The organism is Agromyces sp. Y182 (assembly GCF_059445385.1).
The window spans coordinates 721,196-742,807 of record NZ_JCAIUF010000002.1 but is presented as its reverse complement, the minus strand read 5'-3'; the positions used below and the strand labels follow the sequence as shown (position 1 = coordinate 742,807).

The following is a 21,612-nucleotide window of genomic DNA, read 5'->3' as shown; positions in this document are numbered from 1 at the left end:
CACGAGCGCACCTCGGAGCCGCGTGCCGTCGACTCGCGGCGGCATCCGACTGAGGAGTGCAGCACATGACCGACATCATCACCGTGACCGGCGTCGTGGGAACCGATCCCAAACACACCGTCACCAACGGGGGCCTCGCCATCACGTCCTTCCGTCTGGCATCGACCAGGCGAGTCTTCGACCGTGCGAAGGGCACGTGGGAAGACGGCGAGACGAACTGGTACACCGTCTCGGCGTTCCGGCAGCTCGCAGCGAATGCGAAGCTGTCGATCCGCAAAGGGGAACGGCTGATCGTGCGCGGGCGGCTCCGGCTGCGTGCATGGGAAACCGGCGAGAGGTCGGGCACCGCGGTCGAGATCGAGGCGGATTCGATCGGACACGACCTCGCCTGGTGCGTCACGTCCTACGCGAAGGTGCGCTCCGTGCGCCCAGCGGATGCCGCGGCCGACGACGCTTCGTCGGGTGGTGCCGATGCGGCCGACGCGTTCGGTGCGGCGGAAGACGTCGAGCACGCCGTATCGGCGTGGCCCGACGTTGCAACGTCCGATGAGGGCCACGACGACGCGAGCGACGACGTCGCTGAACCTGCTGAACTCGACGAAGCGATGGCCACCGTCTGATCGATCGAGCGGACGCCGCACGGCGGGCCGCCCGGGCAACGGTCGAACGCGAACGCATAGACTCTGCTCGGGCGGTCGGCACCGCCGGTGAGGGGAACGATGAGACGGCGCTTCGGCACATCCGCGGCTGTGGCGCTCGCGGCTGTCGCGATCATCGCAGGCACCGCCGGTTGCACGACCGGAGATCCGCAGCCCACGGCCCCCTCGACGGCTCGGCCGACACCCTCGGAGTCCAGTGCGCCGACGCCGACGGCACCCGAGTTCCGGCCAGAACTGTCGGCCGCTGAGAACCTGGGGTTCTTCGACTGGGTGAACGCGGGCGTCGTCGCCGCGAACGGTGCCGCTGGTGGCCGTGACTTCATCGACGCGCTCGCCGCGGCCGGATTCGACAAGGCGCAGATGCAAGTCACGAGCGACGTGACAACCGAGGGAAAGCCAACCGACTCGGTGCAGTTCTCGGTGCTGTTCCAGGGCGAATGCCTCGTCGGGCAGTACGGCCCGGCATCGGGCGGATACCACGGCGCGGTGCGCCCGCCGCTCGGCGCCGGCGGCTGTCTCGTCGGCCAGACCCGCCCCATAGACTGGTAGGCGATATGGCTGAATACATTTACTCGATGGTTCGCGCCCGCAAAGCGGTCGGCGACAAGCTCATCCTCGACGACGTGACGATGGCATTCCTGCCCGGCGCGAAGATCGGCGTGGTCGGCCCGAACGGCGCCGGTAAGTCCACGATCCTGAAGATCATGGCGGGCCTCGACCAGCCCTCGAACGGCGAGGCGCGGCTGAGCCCGGGTTACTCCGTCGGCATCCTCATGCAGGAGCCGGTGCTCGATGAGACCAAGACGGTGCTCGAGAACGTGCAAGAGGGAGTCGGCCCGATCAAGGCGAAGCTCGACCGCTTCAACGAGATCTCGCTCGCGATGGCAGACCCCGACGCCGACTTCGACGCGCTCCTCGCCGAGATGGGCACCCTCCAAGAGGCCATCGACGCCGCCGATGCGTGGGACCTCGACTCGCAGCTCGAGCAGGCCATGGATGCCCTTCGTTGCCCACCGGGCGACGAGCAGGTCTCCGTGCTCTCGGGCGGTGAGAAGCGCCGTGTCGCGCTCTGCAAGCTGTTGCTGCAGAAGCCGGACCTGTTGCTCCTCGACGAGCCCACGAACCACCTCGATGCCGAGAGCGTGCTCTGGCTCGAGCAGCACCTCGCGAAGTACCCCGGCGCTGTGCTCGCCGTCACCCACGACCGGTACTTCCTCGACCACGTCGCCGAGTGGATCTGCGAGGTCGACCGCGGTCGCCTTTACGCCTACGAGGGCAACTACTCGGTCTACCTCGAGAAGAAGCAGGAACGCCTGCAGGTGCAGGGCAAGAAAGACCAGAAGCTCGCCAAGCGCCTCTCCGAAGAGCTCGAATGGGTTCGTTCCAACGCGAAGGGCCGCCAGGCGAAGTCGAAGGCACGTCTTGCCCGCTACGAAGAGATGGCGACCGAGGCCGAGCGCACTCGCAAACTCGACTTCGAAGAGATCGTGATCCCCGTCGGTCCGCGTCTCGGCGCGCAGGTGATCGAGGCGAAGAAGCTCCGCAAGGGCTTCGGAGAACGCATCCTGATCGACAACCTGAGCTTCAGCCTGCCGCGCAACGGCATCGTCGGCATCATCGGTCCGAACGGTGTCGGCAAGACGACGCTGTTCAAGACCATCGTCGGACTCGAGCCGCTCGACGGTGGCGAACTGAAGATCGGCGAGACCGTCGACATCTCCTACGTCGACCAGAGCCGAGGCGGAATCGACCCGAACAAGAACCTGTGGGAGGTCGTCTCAGACGGGCTCGACTACATCATCGTGGGCAAGACCGAGATCCCGTCGCGGGCTTACGTCTCGCAATTCGGATTCAAGGGCCCCGACCAGCAGAAGAAGGCGGGGGTGCTCTCCGGTGGTGAGCGCAACCGACTGAACCTGGCACTCACCCTGAAGCAGGGCGGAAACCTCCTGCTTCTCGACGAACCGACCAACGACCTCGACGTCGAAACGCTGTCGAGCCTCGAGAACGCCCTCCTCGAGTTCCCCGGCTGCGCGGTGGTGATCACCCACGACCGTTGGTTCCTCGACCGCATCGCGACCCACATCCTCTCGTACGAGGGCACCGAAGACGACCCGGCGAACTGGTACTGGTTCGAGGGCAACTTCGAGTCGTACGAGCAGAACAAGATCGAGCGGCTCGGCCCCGACGCGGCCAAGCCGCACCGCTCGGCGTACCGCAAGCTCACACGAGACTGACATGCGCCTGCACGTGCCGACCCTGTTGCGCTGGAGTGATCTCGACGCCTACGGGCACGTGAACAACGCCCGAATGCTGGGTTTGCTCGAAGAGGCTCGCATCCAGGCCTTCTGGGTGAACGACGACACACCCGAGCACGCGGTCGGCGCGTCGACGGCGGTGCTCGACGCCACGCCCGGTTCCAACACGATCACGCTCATCGCACGGCAGGAGGTGGAGTACCTCGAGCCGATCCCCTATCAGCGCCAACCCGTCGACATCGAACTCTGGATCGGCAATATGGGCGGGGCGAGCCTCGACGTCTGCTACGAGGTGTACTCGCCGACCGGCGTCGAGCCCCGCACGCTGTACACCCGCGCCGTTACGACGGTCGTACTCGTCGACGCAGCATCCGAGCGACCGCGGCGCATCAGCAATGCCGAGCGTGCGGCTTGGGAGCCGTACGTCGGCGACCCGATCGGCTTCCGCCGCCGCTGACTCAGTCGCCGAGCGGTTCGTCGCTGAACGAGCCCTCCCAGACGGCTCGACTACCCGCCTCTGCGATCTGCACGAGCGTCCAGGTGGAGCCTGCCGCGATGACGAGCGCCGCGATGGTCAGCGCGATTCCGACGATGAGGCGGATGCCGCGGCCGATGCCGGCTCCCTGCTCTGCAGCGCTGCGACGAGCCGAGCGGCGCTCGACGACCGCCCACGCCGCGACGACGAATGCGAGCACGAGCAGGGCGATCAGCCACGGCACGATTCCCTCGCCTTGGGCGGTGTGCTCCTGGATGAGCGGCGCCGACGGCACTCGCTGTTCCAGCCACTTGCCGGCTTCGACCGTGACGAGACCGAGGGGGAGCAGCAGCACCGCGCCGATGAGTGCCGGCAACCACAGCACTCGCCTGGCGGCAGGCCACACCGCGACCACGATGAGTACCAGGCCGAGCAACGGCGTCAGCACGACGACGGCGTGCACGAGCAACACGTGCAATGGGAGTCCTGCGAACGTGTAGTCGACTCCGTCCATGTCAGGACGCCGCGACGATGCGGTCGCCCGAAATCGCGACCGGGATGGCCGTGAGGGGCTCGAGTGCGGGTCCCTGGATCACGTCGCCCGTCGCGGCATCGAACATCGAGCCATGGCAGGGGCAGTGGAACTCGGATGCCGCTGCCGCGACGACGCACTGCTGGTGCGTGCAGATCGCGCTGAACGCCACGACCTGCCCGGCCGTCGGCTGGGCGATGAGTGCAGGCGCACCGTTGATCTTCGCGTCGATGCTGCCGCCGACGGGCACGTCGGCGACCGCGGCGATGTCTTCACCGGCCGGCGGAGCATCGGGTGCGGTGCTCGGCTCGGTCGGCGGTTCGTCGGTGATCGAGGGATCGGGAGTCGTCGAAGGTGAAGCGGTGTCGGTCGGGGCATCCGCTGCGCAGCCGGCCAGCGCGAGGGCGCCGCCGACGGCTCCGGCGGAGCCGAGCGTGAGGATGGTGCGTCGTGTGAGATCGGTGGGATCGGTCATCGCCTGAGCTCCTTCATCCGCTTCGCTCGCGTCACACGCGCGCCTGATGCCCATTGTGTGCCACGGCGCGGTGGCGCTGCCGGATTCCACAGCATCTATTCAGGCGAATGCATCCCGCCCGATTCGGGCACGCGCACCATGCCCTCTTGCGCAACGCTCGCCACCAGCACGCCCTCGCGAGTGTAGATGCGGCCGAGCGAGAGACCGCGACCCCCGCTCGCCGACGGCGACTCCTGCGTGTACAGCAACCACTCGTCGACCCGCGCATCGCGATGCCACCACATCGCATGGTCGAGGCTCGCAACCTTGAGGCCGGGTGTCGCCCAAGCCACACCGTGTGCGCGGAGGATCGGCTCGAGGATCGAATAGTCGCTCGCGTAGGCGAGAGCGGCACGATGCTGCTTCGGGTCGTCGGGAAGCTTGCCGAACGCCTTCATCCACACCGCCTGCCGAGGCACTCGCTCTCCTTCGACGGTGAGGTAGACGGGCGAAGGGAGGTGCCGCATGTCGAAGGCGCGTTCGTTCGCCCAGTATCGGGCGACGTCGTGATCGAACGCGCCGAGCACGTCGGCGGTCGACGGCAGGCTCTCAGGGTCGGGGAGGTCGGTCGGCATGTCGACCTGATGCTCGACACCCTCGTCGGGAGTCTGGAACGAAGCGATGAGCGAGAGGATCGGTTCGCCGTTCTGGTATGCGTGGGTGCGGCGGGTCGAGAACGATCGCCCGTCGTGCAGTCGATCGACGGAGAAGGTGATGGGGTGCGCGACATCGCCGGGGCGGAGGAAGTAGCCGTGCATCGAATGGATCGTGCGGTCGTCGGGCACGGTGTGCATCGCGGCGATGAGCGACTGCGCGAGCACCTGACCGCCGAAGACACGCCCGAGCGGCATCCATTGCGAAGGCCCGGTGAAGATGTCTTCGGTGGTGCGGGCCCCGGTGTCGGTGAGGTGCAGGCTGCTCAGCAGGCCGTCGATCGGACCGTTCATCGTTCCTCCGTGTCGGTGGTCGGTGACCGCCCGGCACCCGCGGAGCGCGAGGCCGCCGGGGCGGCGGCGCTCACTTGGTAGTTTAGACAGGAGATGGTTCAACAACTCACGCTCGCCGACAGCTTGTCGCTCGGAGACCTGCATACCTACCTGCAACGAGCAGGCCGCGTCGAAGACGGTTCGGTGCGCCTGATCGCCGGTTCGGGCATCCTCGCCGTGTACACCGCGATCCTGTATCCACGAGGCATCCTCGATGAGAGCCCGACCGTGCTCGGGCTGCGCACCTTCGCGCTCGCCGACGACGAGGAGTTCGATTCGGTCGTGCCGATGCGTTCGCTCGTCGAACGCATCGTGCGGGCCAGGGGCGAACTCGGCGAAGACGACGACTCGCGCCCGGTCTCGATGTCACGACCTCCAGAGGTCAACACCGTCACCTGGGCGGGCATCTCACCGCCCAGAGGCGGGTGGCGACCACTCGGTGTGACGGATGCCGCGACGCTCGAGACTGCGGCGCGTGCGGGCATCGACGAGGTGGCCGAGGCGATTCCGGCCGGCACCGGGGAGCAGCTCGTGCAGCGCGTGCGATCAGAGGTCTGGGGGCGTGGTGTCGAGGGTGTCGAGTACGTGCCGACCGGTGCGGCATTCGCGGCCTTCAGCCTCGGGTTCCTCGGCGACGACGAGGTGAAGCTCTTCGAGACTGGTCCGTGGACCCGTCTCTCCTCGCGGCGAGGCCACGTGCTCGTGCGCCGCAAGCCTTGGACCCTGAAGGCGTAGTGGGACGCGATACGCGCCCTGCTCCCTGAGCCTGTCGAAGGGCGTCGGCGCTATTCGACCGGCGGGAGTGCCGCGATCGCGCGCCCCGCGGCCCGACCGGTGAAGAGGCATCCGCCGAGGAAGGTCCCCTCGAGCGCACGGTACCCATGCACGCCGCCGCCGCCGAACCCCGACGCTTCGCCGACCGCGTAGAGACCCGGAACCGGGGCGCCGTCGCTTCCGAGCGCTCGTGAATCGAGGTCGGTCTGGATGCCGCCGAGGCTCTTGCGGGTGAGGATGTGCAGCTTCACCGCGATGAGCGGGCCGGCCTTCGGGTCGAGGATCTTGTGCGGTGTCGCGACGCGGATGAGCTTGTCGCCGCGGTACTTCCGCGCACCGCGCACCGCCGTGAGCTGGAGGTCTTTGGAGAACTCGTTGTCGAGTTCGCGGTCGCGGGCGATGATCTCGCGTTCGATGTTCTCGGTGTCGAGCTCGGCTTCTGTCGAGAGGCCGCGCATGCCCTCGAGCAGCTCGGGCAGGGTGTCGGCGACCACGAAGTCGACGCCGTGCTGCTTGAACGCCTCGACAGGGCCAGGCGCGCCGGAGCCGAGTCGCTCGGCGAGCAGCTTCACGTCTTTGCCGGTGAGATCGGGGTTCTGCTCGCTGCCCGAGAGGGCGAACTCCTTCTCGATGATCTTCTGGGTGAGCACGAACCAGGAGTGGTCGTGACCTGTCGAGGCGATGTGCTCGAGCGTGCCGAGGGTGTCGAACCCGGGGAAGAGCGGCACTGGAAGTCGCTTGCCGTTGGCATCGAACCACAGCGATGACGGGCCCGGGAGGATGCGGATGCCGTGCTTCGGCCAGATCGGGTCCCAGTTCGTGATGCCTTCGGTGTAGTGCCACATGCGGTCGCCGTTGACGAGGCGGGCACCGGATGCCTCGGCGATGCCGAGCATGCGACCGTCGACGTGCGCCGGCACGCCCGAGAGCAGGTTCGCCGGCGCCTGGCCGAGACGTTCAGGCCACGCTGCGCGTACGAGGTCGTGGTTGCCGCCGATGCCCCCCGAGGCGACGACGACCGCCGGTGCGCGCAGCTCGAACTCGGCGACCTCGTCGCGATTGGACGATTCGCCGCGGGAAGCGGTGTCGCGTGCGAGCACGGCGCCACGGATGCCGACGACCGCGCCGCCTTCGACGATGAGCTCATCGACGCGGTGCCGATGGCGCAGTTCGACGAGACCCGCGGCCTCGCCCGCCTTCACCTTGGCGATGAACGGGGCGAGCACGCCGGGGCCGGTGCCCCACACGATGTGGAATCGCGGTACCGAGTTGCCGTGCCCGATGGCGTTGTACCCGCCGCGCTCGGCCCAGCCGACGACGGGGAAGAAGCGCACGCCCTTCTGGTGGAGCCATGCTCGTTTCTCGCCGGCCGCGAACTCGACGTACGCCTCGGCCCAGCGCCGGCCCCATTCGTCTTCTTCGTCCCGGTCGAAGCTCGCGGTGCCCGCCCAGTCCTGGTGCGCGAGCGCGACCGAATCCTTGACGCCCATGCGGCGCTGTTCGGGGGAATCGACGAGGAAGAGTCCGCCGAACGACCAGTGCGCCTGGCCGCCGAGACTCGCTTCGGGCTCTTGGTCGACGATCACGACGCGCTTGCCGGCATCGACGAGTTCGGCCGCGGCGACGAGGCCCGAGAGTCCGGCGCCGACGACGATCGCGTCGGCGGGCTTCGGGGTGCGATCGGTCGCGGCGGGTGCGGGGGAGGCGGCCACAAGGACTCCTTCGTCTCGGGTGGTGATGGGATTGCGGGTGGTGATGGGATTGCGGGTGGTGATCGAGTGGGGCGTGCGGTTATTCGTCGAAGGTGTTCACCATCGCGTATGCGGCCCGTTGGAGATAGTCCCACAGGGTCTCTTCGGCGAGCGGCGGCAGTGCGAGCGAATCGACGGCGACCCGCATGTGCGCGAGCCAGCGATCACGGGCGTCGGGGTTCACCTTGAACGGCTGATGGCGCATGCGCAGGCGCGGGTGCCCGCGCTGCTCGCTGTAGGTGCCGGGGCCGCCCCAGTACTGCTCGAGGAACATCGTGAGCCGCTCGGCAGCAGGTCCGAGGTCCTCCTCGGGATACATGGGCTTCAGCACGGGGTCGCTTGCGACGCCCCGGTAGAACTCCGCGACGAGCCGCTCGAAGGTCTGGCGGCCGCCCACCGTCTCGTAGAACGAGGGCCCGAGCCCCTCGCCGTGTTCCGAGGCACGCAGCGGCACGTTCGCAGGCTGCGGGGGGCCGGATGCCTCGATCGGCAGTTGCTCACTCACGATGATTCTCCGGTCGGCGGTTTCGGCAGCTTCGGCAGTTTGGGGGCACGCGGCGCGCGCGGCTTCTTCACCGCGGCCCGCGCCGCTGCGGCGCCCGTGTCACCGTCGACGACGGCGCTCGGCGAGGTCTTGGGCGGCCTCGCACCCTTCACCCGGGTCGCGCCGTCGAACCCGGCCAGCACGACGCTGGTGAGGCTCGGCAGCTTGACGCCCAGCTCGTCGAGCGCTCGCTTCAAGCGCATGCGCAGCTCGCTTGCGACGTCGTCTTTCGCCGAGGACCGCACCTTCATGACGACGCGGGTGACGAGCGCATCTGCCGTGATCGATTCCATCCCCCAGACCTCGGGCTTCTCGAGCACGCGCGAACGCCACTTGGTCGACTGGGCCATCTCGGTCGCGGTACGCAACAGCGTCGCCTCGACCTCGTCGACGTCGACGTCGTACGGTACGGCGAGATCGACGATCACCCGCGCCCAGCCCTGCGACATGTTGCCGACCCGGAGGATCTCACCGTTGCGCACGAACCAGAGCGTGCCGTTCACGTCGCGGATCTTCGTGACCCGGATGCGCACCTCTTCGACGATGCCGGTTGCCGGGCCGAGGTCGACGACATCGCCGACGCCGAGCTGGTCTTCGACGACCATGAAGATGCCGTTGAGCGCGTCTTTCACGATGTTCTGGGCGCCGAAGCCGAGACCGGCGCCCAGTGCCGCAGTGAGCAGGGCGAACGAGCTCAGAATCGTCTCGTTGATGGTGGTCACGACGAGGAGCGTGACGATGATGAAGAGCGTCACATTCACGATGTTCGTGAGCACCGAGCCGAGGGTTCTCGTGCGCTGCACGAGACGAACAGCCGCGAGCGGCGATGCCTGCAGCGCCTGGGTGTCGGTGACATCCTGCTTCTTCTTGACGCCCGAGACGATCTGCGTGACGACTCGCTCGATAACGAAGTGCAGCACCCAACGCACCAGGAGCGCGATGACGATGATGAAGATGATCGAGATCAGTTTGCCGAGCACGACGTCCCAGTTCTCGACCCAGTATTCGACGATGCGCGCCCAGAAGTCGACGGACACCGGGTTCTCGTCAGTGGCGGGCGTACCGAAAACGAACATGTTGTGAAAGTCTACTGAGCCGTGCCCGAGAGCTCGCTGGCATCGCGGGCCTGAGCGGCGAGTGCACGTTCGAGTTCGTCGAGTTGCTCGGAGACCAGGCGGTGGAGCGGCGCCGGCGTCGGATTCGCCTCGAGCCAATCGCGGGCCATCGCGGCGAGCTCGGCGGAGACGAATGGCGCAGGGAACAGTCGATTCACGACGAGCGAGGCCATCGTGAAGCTGCGGCGCTCCCACACCGATTGCAGCGAGGCGAAGTACTCCGCGGTGGTGCCGGCGAGGAGCTCGGGTTGCGCGGTGCGCCGCCAGCCATCGGCGATCGCGCGCGCGAGATCGTTCGAGAGCGTGGCGTCCGTCGCCACGCGCCGCCATGCGGCATCCTTCGTCGCCTGATCGGGCCGTGCCGCGCGCGCCGTCTCGGCGAGCAGGCGGCCCTTCGCCGTGTTATCGCGGGCGAGCGCATCGGCGATCTCCTCGTCGGAGGCCGCGCCGAGGGTGGCCCGGGCGATCACCAGCTCCCAGCGCAAGTCGAGGTCGATCTCGAGACCGGCGAGCTTGATCGAGCCGTCGAGGAGGCTGCCGAGCACGTCGGCGTGCGCCGCAGTGGCGGCGAGACGGGTGAACCCTTTGACGAACTGCAGCTGGGCGTCTGAGCCGGCCTCGCAGAGCTCGGCGAGCGCCCACACGGCATCGCCCGCCTCGGCGGCGAGCTGCGTGCGGTGCTCTTCAGCGAGGTAGCGACCGATCGCGAGTTCGAGGCGCGTCAGCGCCAGCCCCCGCGCCGCCGACTGCGTCTCGTGACCGATGCTGCCGATGACGAGTCGCACGAAATCGATCGTCGGCACCTCCGCGTCGCGCACAGCGTCCCACGCCGAGCCGAGGATGACGGCGCGTGCGACCGGGTCGACGATGTCGGGGAGGTGCGCGATCGCAGTCTCGAACGAAGCGGGGTCGAGCCGCACCTTCGCGTAGGTGAGGTCGTCGTCGTTCACGAGCAGCAGGTCGGGGCGGGCCAGCCCGACGAGCTCGGGCACCTCGGTGGCGGCACCGTCGATGTCGAGCTCGAAGCGATGAGTGCGCTGCAACCCGTCGACGCCGAGCACGTAGCAGCCGAGCGCGAGTCGGTGAGGGCGGAGGGTCGGATGCCCCGGTGCCGCTGACTGCTCGACGCGTGCCGCCGTGATCATACCCGAGGCATCCGTCTCCGTCACCGCTCGAAGGGTGTTGACGCCCGCCGTCTCGAGCCAGAGCGCCGACCATCGGGTGAGATCGCGGCCGCTCGCGGTCTCGAGCTCGTCGAGCAGGTCGCGGAGGGTGGCGTTGCCGCTGGCGTACGACGTGAGATAGGCGCCGACGCCCCGCTGAAAGGCGTCGAGTCCGACCCAGGCCACGAGCTGCTTCAGCACCGAGGCGCCCTTGTCGTACGTGATCGCATCGAAGTTGACCTCGACATCGGCGAGACTCGCGATCTCGGCGACGATCGGATGCGTCGACGGGAGTTGATCTTGTTCTGCCGCGTGCGTCTTCTCGTCGCTCGCGAACGTCGCCCAGACCCCGGTGAACTCCGTGACCGCGGCCGTCGCGAGCGTCGACGCCCACGTCGCGAACGACTCGTTCAGCCACAGGTCGTTCCACCACCGCATCGTGACCGAATTGCCGAACCACATGTGCGAGAGCTCGTGCAGCACGACGATCGCGCGCTGCTCGCGTCGCGCGTCGGACACCCGCGAGCGGAACAGGTACGACTCGTTGAACGTGACGGCGCCGACGTTCTCCATGGCACCCCAGTTGTACTCGGGCACGAAGATCTGGTCGTACTTGCCGTACGGGTACGGCACGCCGAACGCCGTCTCGTAGAAGCCCAGGCCGGCCTGCACGAGTTCGAACATGACGTCGGGCTCGGCATACTCGGCGAGCGAAGCGCGCGTGAAGAGGCCGAGCGGGATGTCGCGACCGTCGACGCTGTGCGCGCTGCCGTGCCATGCGGCGTAAGGGCCGGCGATGATCGCGACGATGTAGCTGGAGATGACCGGACCCGGTTCGAACGACCAGGTGGCGCTCGTGCTCCCTGAGCCTGTCGAAGGGAGGCTCTTCGAAGCGCCCGCGTTGCTCAGCACCGTCCACGCGGCGGGAGCAGTGATGGTGAACGTGAACGAGGCCTTCAGATCGGGCTGGTCGAACACCGCGAAGACGCGGTTCGCCTCGGCGACGGCGAACTCGGTGTAGAGGTACGTCTCGCCGTCGACGGGATCGACGAACCGGTGCAGGCCCTCGCCGGTGTTCGTGTACGAGGCCGTTGCCACGATGTGGAGGTCGTTGTCTTCGTCGAGCCCATCGAGTCGGATGCGAGTGCCGTCGCTCACGACGGCAGGGTCGAGTGGCCGGCCGTTGAGGGTGATCTCGTGCACTTCGCTGGTGCACGCCTCGATGAAGGTCGATGCTCCCGAGGCACCCAGGAAGTTCACGCGCGTCTCGCTGCGGAACGTCTCGCCCGCCGCCGTCAGATCGAGGTGAACGTCGTAGCGCGGGGTGCGCACGACCAGGGCGCGTTCCTCGGCTTCGGTTCGGGTGAGATCGACAGCGGGCATGTGCGGGGCCTCCGTGTGGTCGTTGACTCGCCAGCCTACTGATTCGACGCCGCCGAGCCCTGCAGGGCCGAACTCGATGCCTCCGACTCAGCCTGCGCCGGAGCCGGACGCGGGCAGCAGCCCCTGCTCATAGGCGATGATCACGAGGTGCACCCGATCGCGGGCGTCGAGCTTCGCGAGCACACGGCCGACGTGGGTCTTCACTGTCGACTCCGAGACGAAGAACCGCGCGGCGAGTTCGCTGTTGCTCAACCCTTCCGCGATCGCCATGAGGATCTCTCGCTCGCGTGGGGTGAGCAATTCGAGCACTCCGACGGACCTGTCGGGCACGCCCGTCACGCCGCCGCGCTCGCCGTCGCGACCATCGATCAGGGCAGGCAGCTCGCCTGCGAACAGTTCGATCATGCGTCGGGTGACGCGAGGCGAGAGCGCGGCTTCGCCGGAGTGGACTGTGCGGATCGCCGACGCCAGCTCGGCGGGGCGCACGTCCTTCAGCAGGAACCCGCTCGCGCCCGCACGGATCGCGGCGAAGGCGTACTCGTCGAGGTCGAAGGTGGTCAGCACGATCACGCGCGGGGGAGTGGGGCCCGATGTCACGGCCTCGGTCGCGGCGATGCCGTCGAGTCGGGGCATTCGCACGTCCATGAGCACGACATCGACCGGTACGTCGCGCACGAGCGCGACGGCGGCGTGGCCGTCAGCGGCCTCGCCCACGACCTCGATGCCGGGCTCGGCGTCGAGCACCATGTGGAATCCCGTGCGCACGAGCGCCTGGTCGTCGACGATCGCGACTCGGATCGGTGCGTGCTCGTCGGTCATCGTGGCTCCTCGCCGTCGCCTTCGTGGTCGCCCTCGCCGTCGCGCACGTCGGCGTCGCGTCGCGTCGGCAGCACCGCACGCAGTCGCCAGCCGCGATTGGGCAGCGCGCCGGCCTCGAGGGTGCCGCCGTAGAGGGCGACGCGCTCACGAATCCCTGCGAGGCCGCGGCCGGCGCCGTGCATGATCTGGTCGGCCGCCACGGGCGCGTCATCGTCGACCGAGATCTCGACCTCGTCGTCGCGGTGCTCGATGAGCACGTCGACGCGGTGGGCGCGTGCCGCATGGCGCAGGGCGTTGGTGAGGCCCTCTTGCGCGACCCGGTACACCGCCAGTTGCAGGGTCGATTCGACGATCGGAGCGCCGACGGTGGTGAGGTGCACCGGCAGCCCAGCCTCGCGGAACCCGTCGACGAGGCGGGGGATCGCCGCCACATCGGGTTGCGGTGCGAGGTCGGCCCCTTCGTCGGCGGGATCCCGCAGCACGCCGAGCATGCGTCGCATCTCGTCGAGCGCGCCGCGCCCGGTGTCGGCGACGTTGCGCATCGCGTCGGCGGCGCGGGCCGGATCTCGCTCGGCAGTCGCCGCCGATCCGTCCGCGAGCGTGATCATGACGGTCAGACCGTGCGAGACGATGTCGTGCATCTCACGGGCGATGCGCGCCCGTTCGGCCACCGCGGCGAGTCGCGCCTGCTGGTCGCGTTCGCGTGCGAGGTCGTGGGCCCGCGCGATGAGCGCGTTCAGGTATCGACGGCGGTTGCCGACGGTGACGCCGATGAGCGTCGCGACGAGCATGACGACGGCATACTGCGACGCCGATGCCAAGGGGCCGCCCTCGGAGATGTTGAGTCGGGCGACGAGCGCGTTCGTCGAGAGCCACTCCGCGATGTACGCCGATGCCGAGACCACGGCGACCGACCCCGCGAACCCGATCCAGGCCACCCTCGTCGAGCGGTAGACGCCGAGCCCATAGAGGGCGAACAGCATCGGCAGCACGTCGGTCGTGCCGAACGGGTAGACGAGCAGGCAGACCGCCCAGGCCGCGCCGAGCACCCACCACGGTTGCGACCGGCGGAAGAACAGCAGCGCCGCGCCGGCGGCAACGATGCCCACCAGATGCAGCACGCTCGACCAGAGCGGAGGAGCCGGGTCGCCGAATCCAGCGACGATAAACGTGCCGATGAAGGTCGGCACGAAGTAGGCGCCCGCGATGAGTGCGTCGGTCAGCCTGGGATGCCTCGCCCAGAACTGCCTGATCACCCCGGGCGGTTTCGGCAGACGAAGTTCTCCCCCGGCTACCGAAGCCGGGTAGCCGGGGGAGAACGGTGCTTCCGCCATGGACAGGACTCTACGCGTCCCGTCGCTTCAGGAGCACCGCAGCGCCGGCGATGGATGCCGCCACCCAGGCCAGCACGACCAGGAGGTTCTGCCAAACATTCAGCCCGTCGCCAGTGGCGCCACCCGAGATCGCATCGGAGAACAGGTCGAGTCCGGCGTTGGAGAGCAGGTAGGGGACCATGTCCTGGGCCCAGTCAGCGGGGATCATCTGCAGCACGCTCGGGAGGAGGAGCAGCAGGCCGAGCACTGCGGCGATACCACCGGCGCTCGAGCGCAGCATCGTGCCCACGCCAAGCGCGAAGACCGCGACGAGGGCGAGGTAGAGTGCGCCGCCGAGCAGGGTGAGGTACACGCCCGGCTCGGTGATGCTCGCCGAGACGCCGTCGCCCGCGAAGACGAGCGACGAGGCGAGGTAGGCGCCGAACGTACTGATCAGACCGACGAGGAACGTCGCCGCGAACAGCACCATGGCCTTGGCAGCGAGGGCCGGCAGCCGCTTCGGAACAGCCGTGAGGGTCGAGCGGATCATGCCCGTGGTGTACTCGCCGCTGATGACGAGCACGCCGAGCACGCCGACGACGAGCTGGCCGAAGTAGACGCCGAACACTGAGGACTGCCCGATGAGCGCAAGCTGTTGCTCGGCCGGTGCGCCCGAGGCATCCGCGCCGCCGCTCATACCGCTCACCATGCTGAACGACATGATGAGCGCCATGCCGAGCGAGAGCGCGATGACGATGAGGTACGACCACACGGTCGAACGGAGGCTCCGGAGCTTGATCCACTCGGAGCGCAGCACACCACCGAAGCTCAGCGAGGTGGAACGAGTGCGCTGCGACGGGTGCGTCGCAGTGGGGCTGATCGTGGTCATCGGACTGCCTCCGTACGGTATTCGACGGCGTCGGCGGTCAGGGCCATGTAGGCCTCTTCCAGCGACGCGCTGAGCGGGGTGAGTTCGTGGATCGCCAGCCCGTGCTGGGCGGCGAGGTCCCCGATGCCGGATGCCTCGACGCCCGTGATCTCGAGCACCCCCGCCTCGGAGCGCACCACGGCGACGTCGGGCGCGGCGAGCAGGTCGGCGAGCTGGGAGGAATGCGGTGAGCGCACCAGGACTCGGGGGCGCGTGCCGCCGGCGATGATGTCGGCGACGGGCGCATCGGCGATGATCTCGCCTCGGCCGAGCACGATCAAGTGATCGGCGGTGACGGCCATCTCGCTCATGAGATGCGAGGAGAGGAAGATCGTGCGGCCTTCGGAGGCGAGGTGGCGCACGAACTGGCGCACCCACAACACGCCCTCGGGGTCGAGGCCGTTGACGGGCTCGTCGAGGATCAGCGTGGCGGGGTCGCCGAGCATCGCCGCGGCGATGCCGAGTCGCTGGCCCATGCCGAGCGAGAACCCGCCGACGCGCTTGCGTGCGACGGACTCGAGCCCGGTGAGCTCGATGACCTCGCGCACCCGGCTCGCGCCGATGCCGTGCGTGGCCGCCATCGCGAGCAGGTGGTTGTACGCGCTCCGGCCGGTGTGCACCGCCTTGGCGTCGAGCAGTGCGCCGACCTCGTGCAGCGGCGCGCGATGCGAGGCAAACGGCTTGCCGTTGACGATGACGCTGCCGGCGCTCGGCCGGTCGAGGCCGACGATCATGCGCATCGTGGTGGATTTGCCTGCGCCGTTCGGACCGAGGAATCCGGTGACCTGCCCAGGACGGACGGTGAAACTGATGTCGTTGACGGCGGTCTTCGCGCCGTAGCGCTTGACGAGCCCTTCTGCCGTGATCATGCTTCAACGCTACGGATCAGTCGCGGCCGGGGCATCCGTCTGGGGAATGGTTCAGGGCTGGTCAGGTAGTACCGCGGTACCACTCGACCGGCCGTGCGCCGGTCGAGTAGCGACGCAGGAGCGTATCGAGACCTCGCGAAGGGTCTCGCTACGCTTCGCTACTCGACCGGCGGGCGGCTACTTCTGTGCGTCGCGCGCCTGCACGGCGAGAGCCCGGTCGATGCCCGCGAGACGCTCGACGACGAGCCGGCGGAGTGCCGGCACATCGGGGTGCGTCTCGAGCCAGGCGCGGCTCGCGTCGGCGAGCGCCTGGCTCGCGAGCGGCGACGGGTAGAGGCCGTCGATGAGCTTGTCGGCGATCGCGTAGCTGCGCGCCTCCCAGATCTCTTCGAGCATCGCGAAGTACCGCTCGACGAACGCCTCGAGCAGCGCGGGATCGCCCGCACGGAGGAAGCCCTCAGCCGTTTCGCGCACGACCGTGTTGGTCGCGGTGTCGACGTCGATGAGCGAGGCCCATGCACGCTCTTTGCCCTCGAGGGTCTGAATCGCGGCACGCGCGTGCGCGGCCGACTGCTGACCCGTCGCGGTGTTGTCGGAGGCGAGGCGCGCATCGATCTCGGCGTCGCCCGCCCGGCCTGCAGCCACGAGTGCGATGAGCAACTCCCAGCCGAGGTCGGTGTCGATCTCGAGCCCTTCGAGGGTCAGCGAGCCGTCGGCGAGAGCGGCGAGCTCGTCGACGTGCGATCCGGCTTCGGCGATGGCCGCGAAGTTCATCACGAACTGGAACTGCGCGTCACTGCCGGGCGCGGCCTCCTCGGCGAGCTTCCAGAACCCGTCGGCGAGCTTGCGGCGCGCTTCGGTGCGGTGCTCGGCTGCGGTGTACGCGCTCGCCGAGAGCCCCGCGTTGGCGAGCACGATGCGCAGCGTCGTCGATTCGGTCTCGCTCGCGATGTTGCCGAGCACGAGGGCGAGGTAGGCGCTGACACTCGTCTCGGCGTCGCGCGTGGCATCCCACACCGAGCTCCACACGAGGGCTCGCGCGAGCGGGTCCTCGATCTCGGAGAGATTCGCGAGCGCGACCTGCTGCGAGGCGTCATCGAGACGGATCTTCGCGTAGGCGAGGTCGTCGTCATTCAGCAGCACGAGGTCGGGGCGGGCGAGACCGACGAGCTCCGCGACATCCGTTCGCTCGCCGTCGACGTCGAGCTCGACCCTGTGGTCGCGAACGAGCTTGCCGCCCGTGAGGTTGTAGAAGCCGATCGCCAGGCGGTGCGGGCGGATCGTCGGGTAGTCGGCCGGTGCGGACTGCAGCACCGTGAACGCTGTGATCGTGCCTGATCCAGTTCCGATCGGCTCAGTCGTCGCGATCTCAGGACGCAAGGTGTTGACGCCTGCCGTTTCGAGCCAGAGCTCCGACCAGCCCGACAGATCGCGGCCGCTCGCGGTCTCGAGCTCGGCGAGCAGATCGGCGAGGGTCGTGTTGCCCCACTGGTGCTTCTTGAAGTACGCCGAAACGCCCTGGAAGAAGGCCTCGACACCCACCCACGCAGCGAGCTGCTTCAGCACCGAGCCGCCCTTGGCGTAGGTGATGCCGTCGAAGTTCACCTGCACGTCTTCGAGGTCGTTGATGGTCGCGACCACCGGATGCGTCGACGGAAGCTGGTCTTGGCGGTAGGCCCAGCTCTTCTCCATGGAGTTGAACGTCGTCCAGGCCTCGTGCCACTCGGTCGCCTCGGCGGTGGCGATAGTGGATGCCCACTCGGCGAACGACTCGTTCAGCCACAGGTCGTTCCACCACTTCATGGTGACGAGGTCGCCGAACCACATGTGGGCGAGCTCGTGCAGGATCGTCACGACGCGACGTTCGCGCACGGCATCGGTGACCTTGGATCGGAAGACGTAGACCTCGGTGAAGGTCACCGCCCCCGCATTCTCCATCGCACCCGCGTTGTACTCGGGCACGAACATCTGGTCGTACTTCTCGAACGGGTACGGCACGTCGAACTTCGCCTCGTAGTACGCGAAGCCCTGCTTCGTCTTCTCGAAGATGTAGTCGGCGTCGAGATACTGCGACAGGCTCTTGCGGCTGAACACGCCGAGCGGAATGGTGCGGCCGTCGCTGCTCGTGAGCTCGTCGCGCACCACGTGGTACGGCCCGGCCACGATCGCCGTGATGTAGCTCGAGATACGCGGGGTGGGCGTGAACACCCAGGTCTTGGCGCCGTCGTGGGCGTCGACCGGTTCGGGCGTCGGCGAGTTCGAGACGATCTCCCAGTGTGCGGGCGCCGTGAGGGTGAACGTGAACGCGGCCTTCAGATCGGGCTGCTCGAACACGGCGAACATGCGCCGCGAGTCGGGCACCTCGAACTGGGTGTAGAGGTAGACCTCGCCGTCGACCGGGTCGACGAAGCGGTGCAGGCCCTCGCCCGTGTTCATGTAGCGGCCGTCGGCGACGACGGTGAGCTCGTTCTCGGCCGCGAGGTTCGGCAGCTGGATGCGGACGCCGTCGCTCACCGCGGCCGGGTCGAGCTCGACGCCGTTGAGCGTCACCGACTGCACGGCCGCCGTGATCGCGTCGATGAAGGTCGATGCGCCGGGGGTCGATGCGGTGAAGCGCACGGTCGTCGTGGCTCGGAACACCTCCGGCCCCGTGGTGACATCGAGCACGACGTCGTAGTCATGCACCGAGACGAGCGCTGCGCGCTCCTCAGCTTCGATTCGGGTGAGGTTCTCTCCGGGCACGTGCGCTCCTTCGCCAGTCATCGACGCGGCTCGTGGCCGCAGGCAACGTGCACCAGCCTAGCTCTCGGGCGGGCCGCGGTCACGAAGATTCGAAGGTCGCAGTGCGAGCGGATGCTGCGGCTCACCGCGCCGCGATCGAGACCGCCGCCGTGACCGTCACTGCGACCTCACCAGTCGGCGCGTGCGTAGTCCTTCAGGAACACCCCGGTGACGTCTTCGCCGGCCTCGCCACGAACGATCGGGTCGTAGACCCGCGCTGCGCCGTCGACGAGGTCGAGGGGCGCGTGGAAGCCCTCCTCGGCGAGCCGCACCTTCGTCGGGTGGGGGCGTTCGTCGGTGATCCACCCCGTGTCGACGCTCGTCATCAGGATGCCGTCGGCGAGCATCTCCTTCGCGCTCGTGCGCGTGAGCATGTTCACCGCCGCCTTCGCCATGTTCGTATGCGGATGTCCGGGGCCCTTGTAGCCGCGACTGAACACGCCTTCCATGGCCGAGACGTTGACGATGTAGCTGCGACGAGCGGATGTCGCGGCCAGCGACGCCCGCAGGCGGCTTACGAGGATGAACGGGGCCGTCGTATTGCAGAGCTGCACCTCGAGCATCTCGAGTGGGTCGACATCCTGCACGGCCGCGCTCCAGCTGTTCTCGTGGTGGAGGTCGGGCACGAGGCCGCCGGCGTCGATCGCGGTGCGATCGGCGAGTCTCGCGAGCGAGCTCGAGCCTGGTGCGAGCGCGAGTGCCGTGAGATCGTCGGCCGTCATGGTGCCCGCGAAGAGACCCGACGAGAGCACCGGGTGGCTCGACACCGAGTTCGCGAGGGCGAGCGGATGCGCATCGTTCGTGTGGCCGAAGCTCACGAGTTCGGGCATCGGTCCTTCGGGGAGCGGCGAGGACTCGGCCTCGACGAGGGGCGAGTACGAACCGGGGGATCGACGCACGGTCTGCGCCGCGTTGTTGATGAGGATGTCGAGCGGCCCCTGCGCCGCCACGTCATCGGCGAGCGCGATGACCTGCGCCGGGTCGCGCAGGTCGATGCCGACGATTCGCAGGCGGTCGAGCCACTCGCCGGAATCGGGCATCGCGGCGAACCGTCGGGCGGCATCTCGCGGGAACCGCGTCGTGATCGTGGTGTGCGCGCCGTCGCGCAGCAGGCGGAGGGCGATGTACATGCCGATCTTCGCGCGACCGCCCGTGAGCAGCGCACGCTTGCCGGTGAGGTCGGTGCGCGCATCGCGCTTGGCGTGGCTCATGGCGGCGCAACCCGGGCAGAGCTGGTGGTAGAACGCGTCGACGAGCGTGTAGCGCTGCTTGCAGATGTAGCAGGGCCGAGCCACGCGCAGCTCGCCGGCGGTGCGGGCATCGGTGCCACTGACCAGGTCTGCGCCGCGCGTCTCGTCGTCGATGCGGGTGGGTGCGCCGGTCGCCGTCGCGGCGATCACGGCGCGGTCGGCGTCTTGCACGACCTTCCGCTTCTCGAGTCGGCGCGCGACCTTGACCGCCTTGAACATCTTCGCGGTCGCATGGCGCACGGTCTCGAAGTCGGGGTCGTGCTCATCGAGCTCGCTGAGCGCGGCGAGAACCCGCAGCGTCGTCTCGAGATCCCGCGCGTCGATCGTGGGCGCGCTGAAGATGGGAGAGTCGTCAGAGGGCATGCGGAAACTCTACGGGTCGCCGGCCCACGATCTCCTGTGTGCGGTCGAGTCGGCCGGTGCCGCGTCGTCGGAGTAGCGTGACCGCATGCATACGAGTGTCGACTCCCACGCTCCGACGGCCGAGCGGTATCGGGCCTTCGCCGAGGTCGAGTCCAGGGGCATGTCGGCGACGTACGAGGAGTGGGCTCTCGGCGTCGCGGATGACCCGGCGACGATCCGGCTCATCGACGAGCTGCCGCCCGCCAAGCGCCAACCGAATCTCGTGTTCGGCGCCGCCCGGTTCACGGGCGCGCCGGTCGGCGGGGGGTACGGGCTCTTCCGCGACTGGCTGCACGAGCATTGGGCCGAGGTGCGGGCGACCGCGCTCGATCACGCGACGCAGACGAACGAGGCCGCGCGGTGTGCACTGCACCTTCCCGTGCTCGCCGGGTTGCCCGGCCCGCTCGCTCTGCTCGAGGTCGGCGCCTCGGCCGGGCTCTGCCTCTACCCCGACCGTTACAGCTATCGCTACACGGGGCATCCGCAGCTCGACCCCCTCGACGGCCCGAGCGAGGTCGTGCTCGACTGCGCGATCGAGGGCGAGGGAGAAGTGCCGGTGCCCGCGCGACTGCCAGACGTGGTGTGGCGCGCAGGAATCGACCTCAACCCGCTCGACGTGACTCGAGCCGAGGATCTCGCTTGGCTCGAAGCCCTGATCTGGCCCGAGCACGACGACCGGCGGGCGCGGCTCCGTGCCGCAGCGCGCATCGCTGCTGTCGATCCGCCCCGCATCGTCTCCGGTGACCTCAACGAACGACTCCGCTCGCTCGCCGCCGATGCGCCGGCCGACGCGACGCTCGTGGTGTTCCACACCGCGGTGATCGCCTATCTCGAGCACGCGGCGCGTGAGCAATTCGTCGAGACCGTGCGCGACTTGCCCGGCCACTGGATCTCCGCCGAGGGTCGCTCGATCGTTCCAGACATCGTCGTGCACGACGAGGTCGGCGACGGAACGGAATTCGTGCTCGCCCTCGACGGCGAACAACGAGCGTGGGTGCAGCCCCACGGCCGTGCTCTCCGTTGGGTCGCCAGTCCCGAGGGAAGCGGTTCGCTGTGACGGCGCAGCGCTGAACACACGGCCTCCGCTGCCGTGACG

19 protein-coding genes are annotated in these 21,612 nt (G+C 68.4%); 6 read left to right on the top strand and 13 right to left on the bottom strand.

The annotated features are described in order from the left end of the window. Window positions 1-65 precede the first annotated feature (65 nt). The 4 genes from ssb (at window position 66) to AC1C2R_RS17995 (ending at window position 3,374) form a co-directional block, all read left to right on the top strand. Window positions 66-620: a single-stranded DNA-binding protein gene (gene ssb, locus AC1C2R_RS18010; RefSeq protein ID WP_495353725.1), complete on the top strand. Its 555-nt coding sequence runs from the start codon at window positions 66-68 to the stop codon at window positions 618-620. 99 nt (window positions 621-719) lie between these two features. Then, the gene (locus AC1C2R_RS18005) at window positions 720-1,208 is read left to right on the top strand and encodes a DUF6993 domain-containing protein (protein WP_495353726.1); all 489 of its coding nucleotides are present in this window, start codon (window positions 720-722) and stop codon (window positions 1,206-1,208) included. A gap of 5 nt (window positions 1,209-1,213) precedes the next feature. Continuing rightward, entirely contained in the window at window positions 1,214-2,896 is a 1,683-nt protein-coding gene (ettA, locus tag AC1C2R_RS18000) for an energy-dependent translational throttle protein EttA (protein ID WP_495353727.1), read from the top strand. 1 nt (window position 2,897) lies between these two features. Continuing rightward, window positions 2,898-3,374 carry an acyl-CoA thioesterase gene (locus AC1C2R_RS17995; RefSeq protein ID WP_495380807.1) on the top strand — a complete coding sequence of 159 codons (477 nt, stop codon included), beginning with the start codon at window positions 2,898-2,900 and terminating at the stop codon, window positions 3,372-3,374. Between the two features lies 1 nt (window position 3,375). Here AC1C2R_RS17995 and AC1C2R_RS17990 read toward each other — a convergent pair whose 3' ends face one another. The 3 genes from AC1C2R_RS17990 to AC1C2R_RS17980 all read right to left on the bottom strand — a co-directional run bounded on the left by AC1C2R_RS17990 (window position 3,376) and on the right by AC1C2R_RS17980 (window position 5,385). Further along, window positions 3,376-3,906, bottom strand: a complete 531-nt coding sequence (locus AC1C2R_RS17990) for a hypothetical protein (protein WP_495380806.1) — start codon at window positions 3,904-3,906, stop codon at window positions 3,376-3,378. Window position 3,907: 1 nt separating this feature from the next. After that, the gene (locus AC1C2R_RS17985) at window positions 3,908-4,399 is read right to left on the bottom strand and encodes a QcrA and Rieske domain-containing protein (RefSeq protein ID WP_495380805.1); all 492 of its coding nucleotides are present in this window, start codon (window positions 4,397-4,399) and stop codon (window positions 3,908-3,910) included. 95 nt (window positions 4,400-4,494) lie between these two features. After that, window positions 4,495-5,385 (bottom strand): acyl-CoA thioesterase, encoded by an 891-nt coding sequence (locus AC1C2R_RS17980; protein WP_495380804.1) that lies wholly within the window; start codon window positions 5,383-5,385, stop codon window positions 4,495-4,497. A gap of 93 nt (window positions 5,386-5,478) precedes the next feature. Between AC1C2R_RS17980 and AC1C2R_RS17975 the strand changes: the two genes are divergently transcribed. After that, complete coding sequence (locus tag AC1C2R_RS17975; protein ID WP_495353732.1) at window positions 5,479-6,159, top strand: DUF8185 domain-containing protein; 681 nt, start codon at window positions 5,479-5,481, stop codon at window positions 6,157-6,159. A 50-nt stretch (window positions 6,160-6,209) separates the two neighbouring features. Here AC1C2R_RS17975 and AC1C2R_RS17970 read toward each other — a convergent pair whose 3' ends face one another. The 10 genes from AC1C2R_RS17970 to AC1C2R_RS17925 all read right to left on the bottom strand — a co-directional run bounded on the left by AC1C2R_RS17970 (window position 6,210) and on the right by AC1C2R_RS17925 (window position 20,477). Further along, window positions 6,210-7,910: an FAD-binding dehydrogenase gene (locus AC1C2R_RS17970; RefSeq protein ID WP_495380803.1), complete on the bottom strand. Its 1,701-nt coding sequence runs from the start codon at window positions 7,908-7,910 to the stop codon at window positions 6,210-6,212. A gap of 79 nt (window positions 7,911-7,989) precedes the next feature. Continuing rightward, window positions 7,990-8,397, bottom strand: coding sequence for a globin (locus AC1C2R_RS17965; protein WP_495354413.1), 408 nt, complete (start codon window positions 8,395-8,397; stop codon window positions 7,990-7,992). Window positions 8,398-8,450: 53 nt separating this feature from the next. Then, window positions 8,451-9,569: a mechanosensitive ion channel family protein gene (locus tag AC1C2R_RS17960; RefSeq protein WP_495353734.1), complete on the bottom strand. Its 1,119-nt coding sequence runs from the start codon at window positions 9,567-9,569 to the stop codon at window positions 8,451-8,453. Window positions 9,570-9,580: 11 nt separating this feature from the next. Continuing rightward, window positions 9,581-12,154 carry an aminopeptidase N gene (pepN, locus tag AC1C2R_RS17955; protein WP_495380802.1) on the bottom strand — a complete coding sequence of 858 codons (2,574 nt, stop codon included), beginning with the start codon at window positions 12,152-12,154 and terminating at the stop codon, window positions 9,581-9,583. 87 nt (window positions 12,155-12,241) lie between these two features. Next, a complete protein-coding gene (locus AC1C2R_RS17950; protein ID WP_495353736.1) occupies window positions 12,242-12,973 on the bottom strand; it encodes a response regulator transcription factor in 732 nt (243 codons plus the stop codon). Then, the gene (locus AC1C2R_RS17945; RefSeq protein ID WP_495353737.1) at window positions 12,970-14,307 is read right to left on the bottom strand and encodes a sensor histidine kinase; all 1,338 of its coding nucleotides are present in this window, start codon (window positions 14,305-14,307) and stop codon (window positions 12,970-12,972) included. Before AC1C2R_RS17945 ends, AC1C2R_RS17950 begins: the two co-directional genes overlap by 4 nt. Before the next feature lie 10 nt (window positions 14,308-14,317). After that, on the bottom strand, window positions 14,318-15,175 hold the full coding sequence (locus AC1C2R_RS17940; protein WP_495353738.1) for an ABC transporter permease: 858 nt from the start codon (window positions 15,173-15,175) through the stop codon (window positions 14,318-14,320). Beyond that, window positions 15,172-16,083: an ABC transporter ATP-binding protein gene (locus tag AC1C2R_RS17935; protein ID WP_495353739.1), complete on the bottom strand. Its 912-nt coding sequence runs from the start codon at window positions 16,081-16,083 to the stop codon at window positions 15,172-15,174. Before AC1C2R_RS17935 ends, AC1C2R_RS17940 begins: the two co-directional genes overlap by 4 nt. 177 nt (window positions 16,084-16,260) lie before the next feature. Next, entirely contained in the window at window positions 16,261-18,825 is a 2,565-nt protein-coding gene (gene pepN, locus AC1C2R_RS17930; RefSeq protein ID WP_495380801.1) for an aminopeptidase N, read from the bottom strand. Window positions 18,826-18,992: 167 nt separating this feature from the next. After that, window positions 18,993-20,477: an SDR family NAD(P)-dependent oxidoreductase gene (locus AC1C2R_RS17925; RefSeq protein ID WP_495380800.1), complete on the bottom strand. Its 1,485-nt coding sequence runs from the start codon at window positions 20,475-20,477 to the stop codon at window positions 18,993-18,995. 85 nt (window positions 20,478-20,562) lie between these two features. Between AC1C2R_RS17925 and AC1C2R_RS17920 the strand changes: the two genes are divergently transcribed. After that, complete coding sequence (locus tag AC1C2R_RS17920; protein ID WP_495380799.1) at window positions 20,563-21,573, top strand: DUF2332 domain-containing protein; 1,011 nt, start codon at window positions 20,563-20,565, stop codon at window positions 21,571-21,573. The last annotated feature ends 39 nt before the right edge of the window (window positions 21,574-21,612 follow it).

Excerpts from the sequence above, each read along its gene's own strand:
- ssb (WP_495353725.1), top strand. The coding sequence starts at position 66 with ATGACCGACATCATCACCGTGACCGGCGTCGTGGGAACCGATCCCAAA.
- AC1C2R_RS18005 (WP_495353726.1), top strand. The coding sequence starts at position 720 with ATGAGACGGCGCTTCGGCACATCCGCGGCTGTGGCGCTCGCGGCTGTC.
- ettA (WP_495353727.1), top strand. The coding sequence starts at position 1,214 with ATGGCTGAATACATTTACTCGATGGTTCGCGCCCGCAAAGCGGTCGGC.
- AC1C2R_RS17995 (WP_495380807.1), top strand. The coding sequence starts at position 2,898 with ATGCGCCTGCACGTGCCGACCCTGTTGCGCTGGAGTGATCTCGACGCC.
- AC1C2R_RS17990 (WP_495380806.1), bottom strand. The coding sequence starts at position 3,906 with ATGGACGGAGTCGACTACACGTTCGCAGGACTCCCATTGCACGTGTTG.
- AC1C2R_RS17985 (WP_495380805.1), bottom strand. The coding sequence starts at position 4,399 with ATGACCGATCCCACCGATCTCACACGACGCACCATCCTCACGCTCGGC.
- AC1C2R_RS17980 (WP_495380804.1), bottom strand. The coding sequence starts at position 5,385 with ATGAACGGTCCGATCGACGGCCTGCTGAGCAGCCTGCACCTCACCGAC.
- AC1C2R_RS17975 (WP_495353732.1), top strand. The coding sequence starts at position 5,479 with ATGGTTCAACAACTCACGCTCGCCGACAGCTTGTCGCTCGGAGACCTG.
- AC1C2R_RS17960 (WP_495353734.1), bottom strand. The coding sequence starts at position 9,569 with ATGTTCGTTTTCGGTACGCCCGCCACTGACGAGAACCCGGTGTCCGTC.
- pepN (WP_495380802.1), bottom strand. The coding sequence starts at position 12,154 with ATGCCCGCTGTCGATCTCACCCGAACCGAAGCCGAGGAACGCGCCCTG.
- AC1C2R_RS17950 (WP_495353736.1), bottom strand. The coding sequence starts at position 12,973 with ATGACCGACGAGCACGCACCGATCCGAGTCGCGATCGTCGACGACCAG.
- AC1C2R_RS17945 (WP_495353737.1), bottom strand. The coding sequence starts at position 14,307 with ATGGCGGAAGCACCGTTCTCCCCCGGCTACCCGGCTTCGGTAGCCGGG.
- AC1C2R_RS17940 (WP_495353738.1), bottom strand. The coding sequence starts at position 15,175 with ATGACCACGATCAGCCCCACTGCGACGCACCCGTCGCAGCGCACTCGT.
- AC1C2R_RS17935 (WP_495353739.1), bottom strand. The coding sequence starts at position 16,083 with ATGATCACGGCAGAAGGGCTCGTCAAGCGCTACGGCGCGAAGACCGCC.
- AC1C2R_RS17925 (WP_495380800.1), bottom strand. The coding sequence starts at position 20,477 with ATGCCCTCTGACGACTCTCCCATCTTCAGCGCGCCCACGATCGACGCG.
- AC1C2R_RS17920 (WP_495380799.1), top strand. The coding sequence starts at position 20,563 with ATGCATACGAGTGTCGACTCCCACGCTCCGACGGCCGAGCGGTATCGG.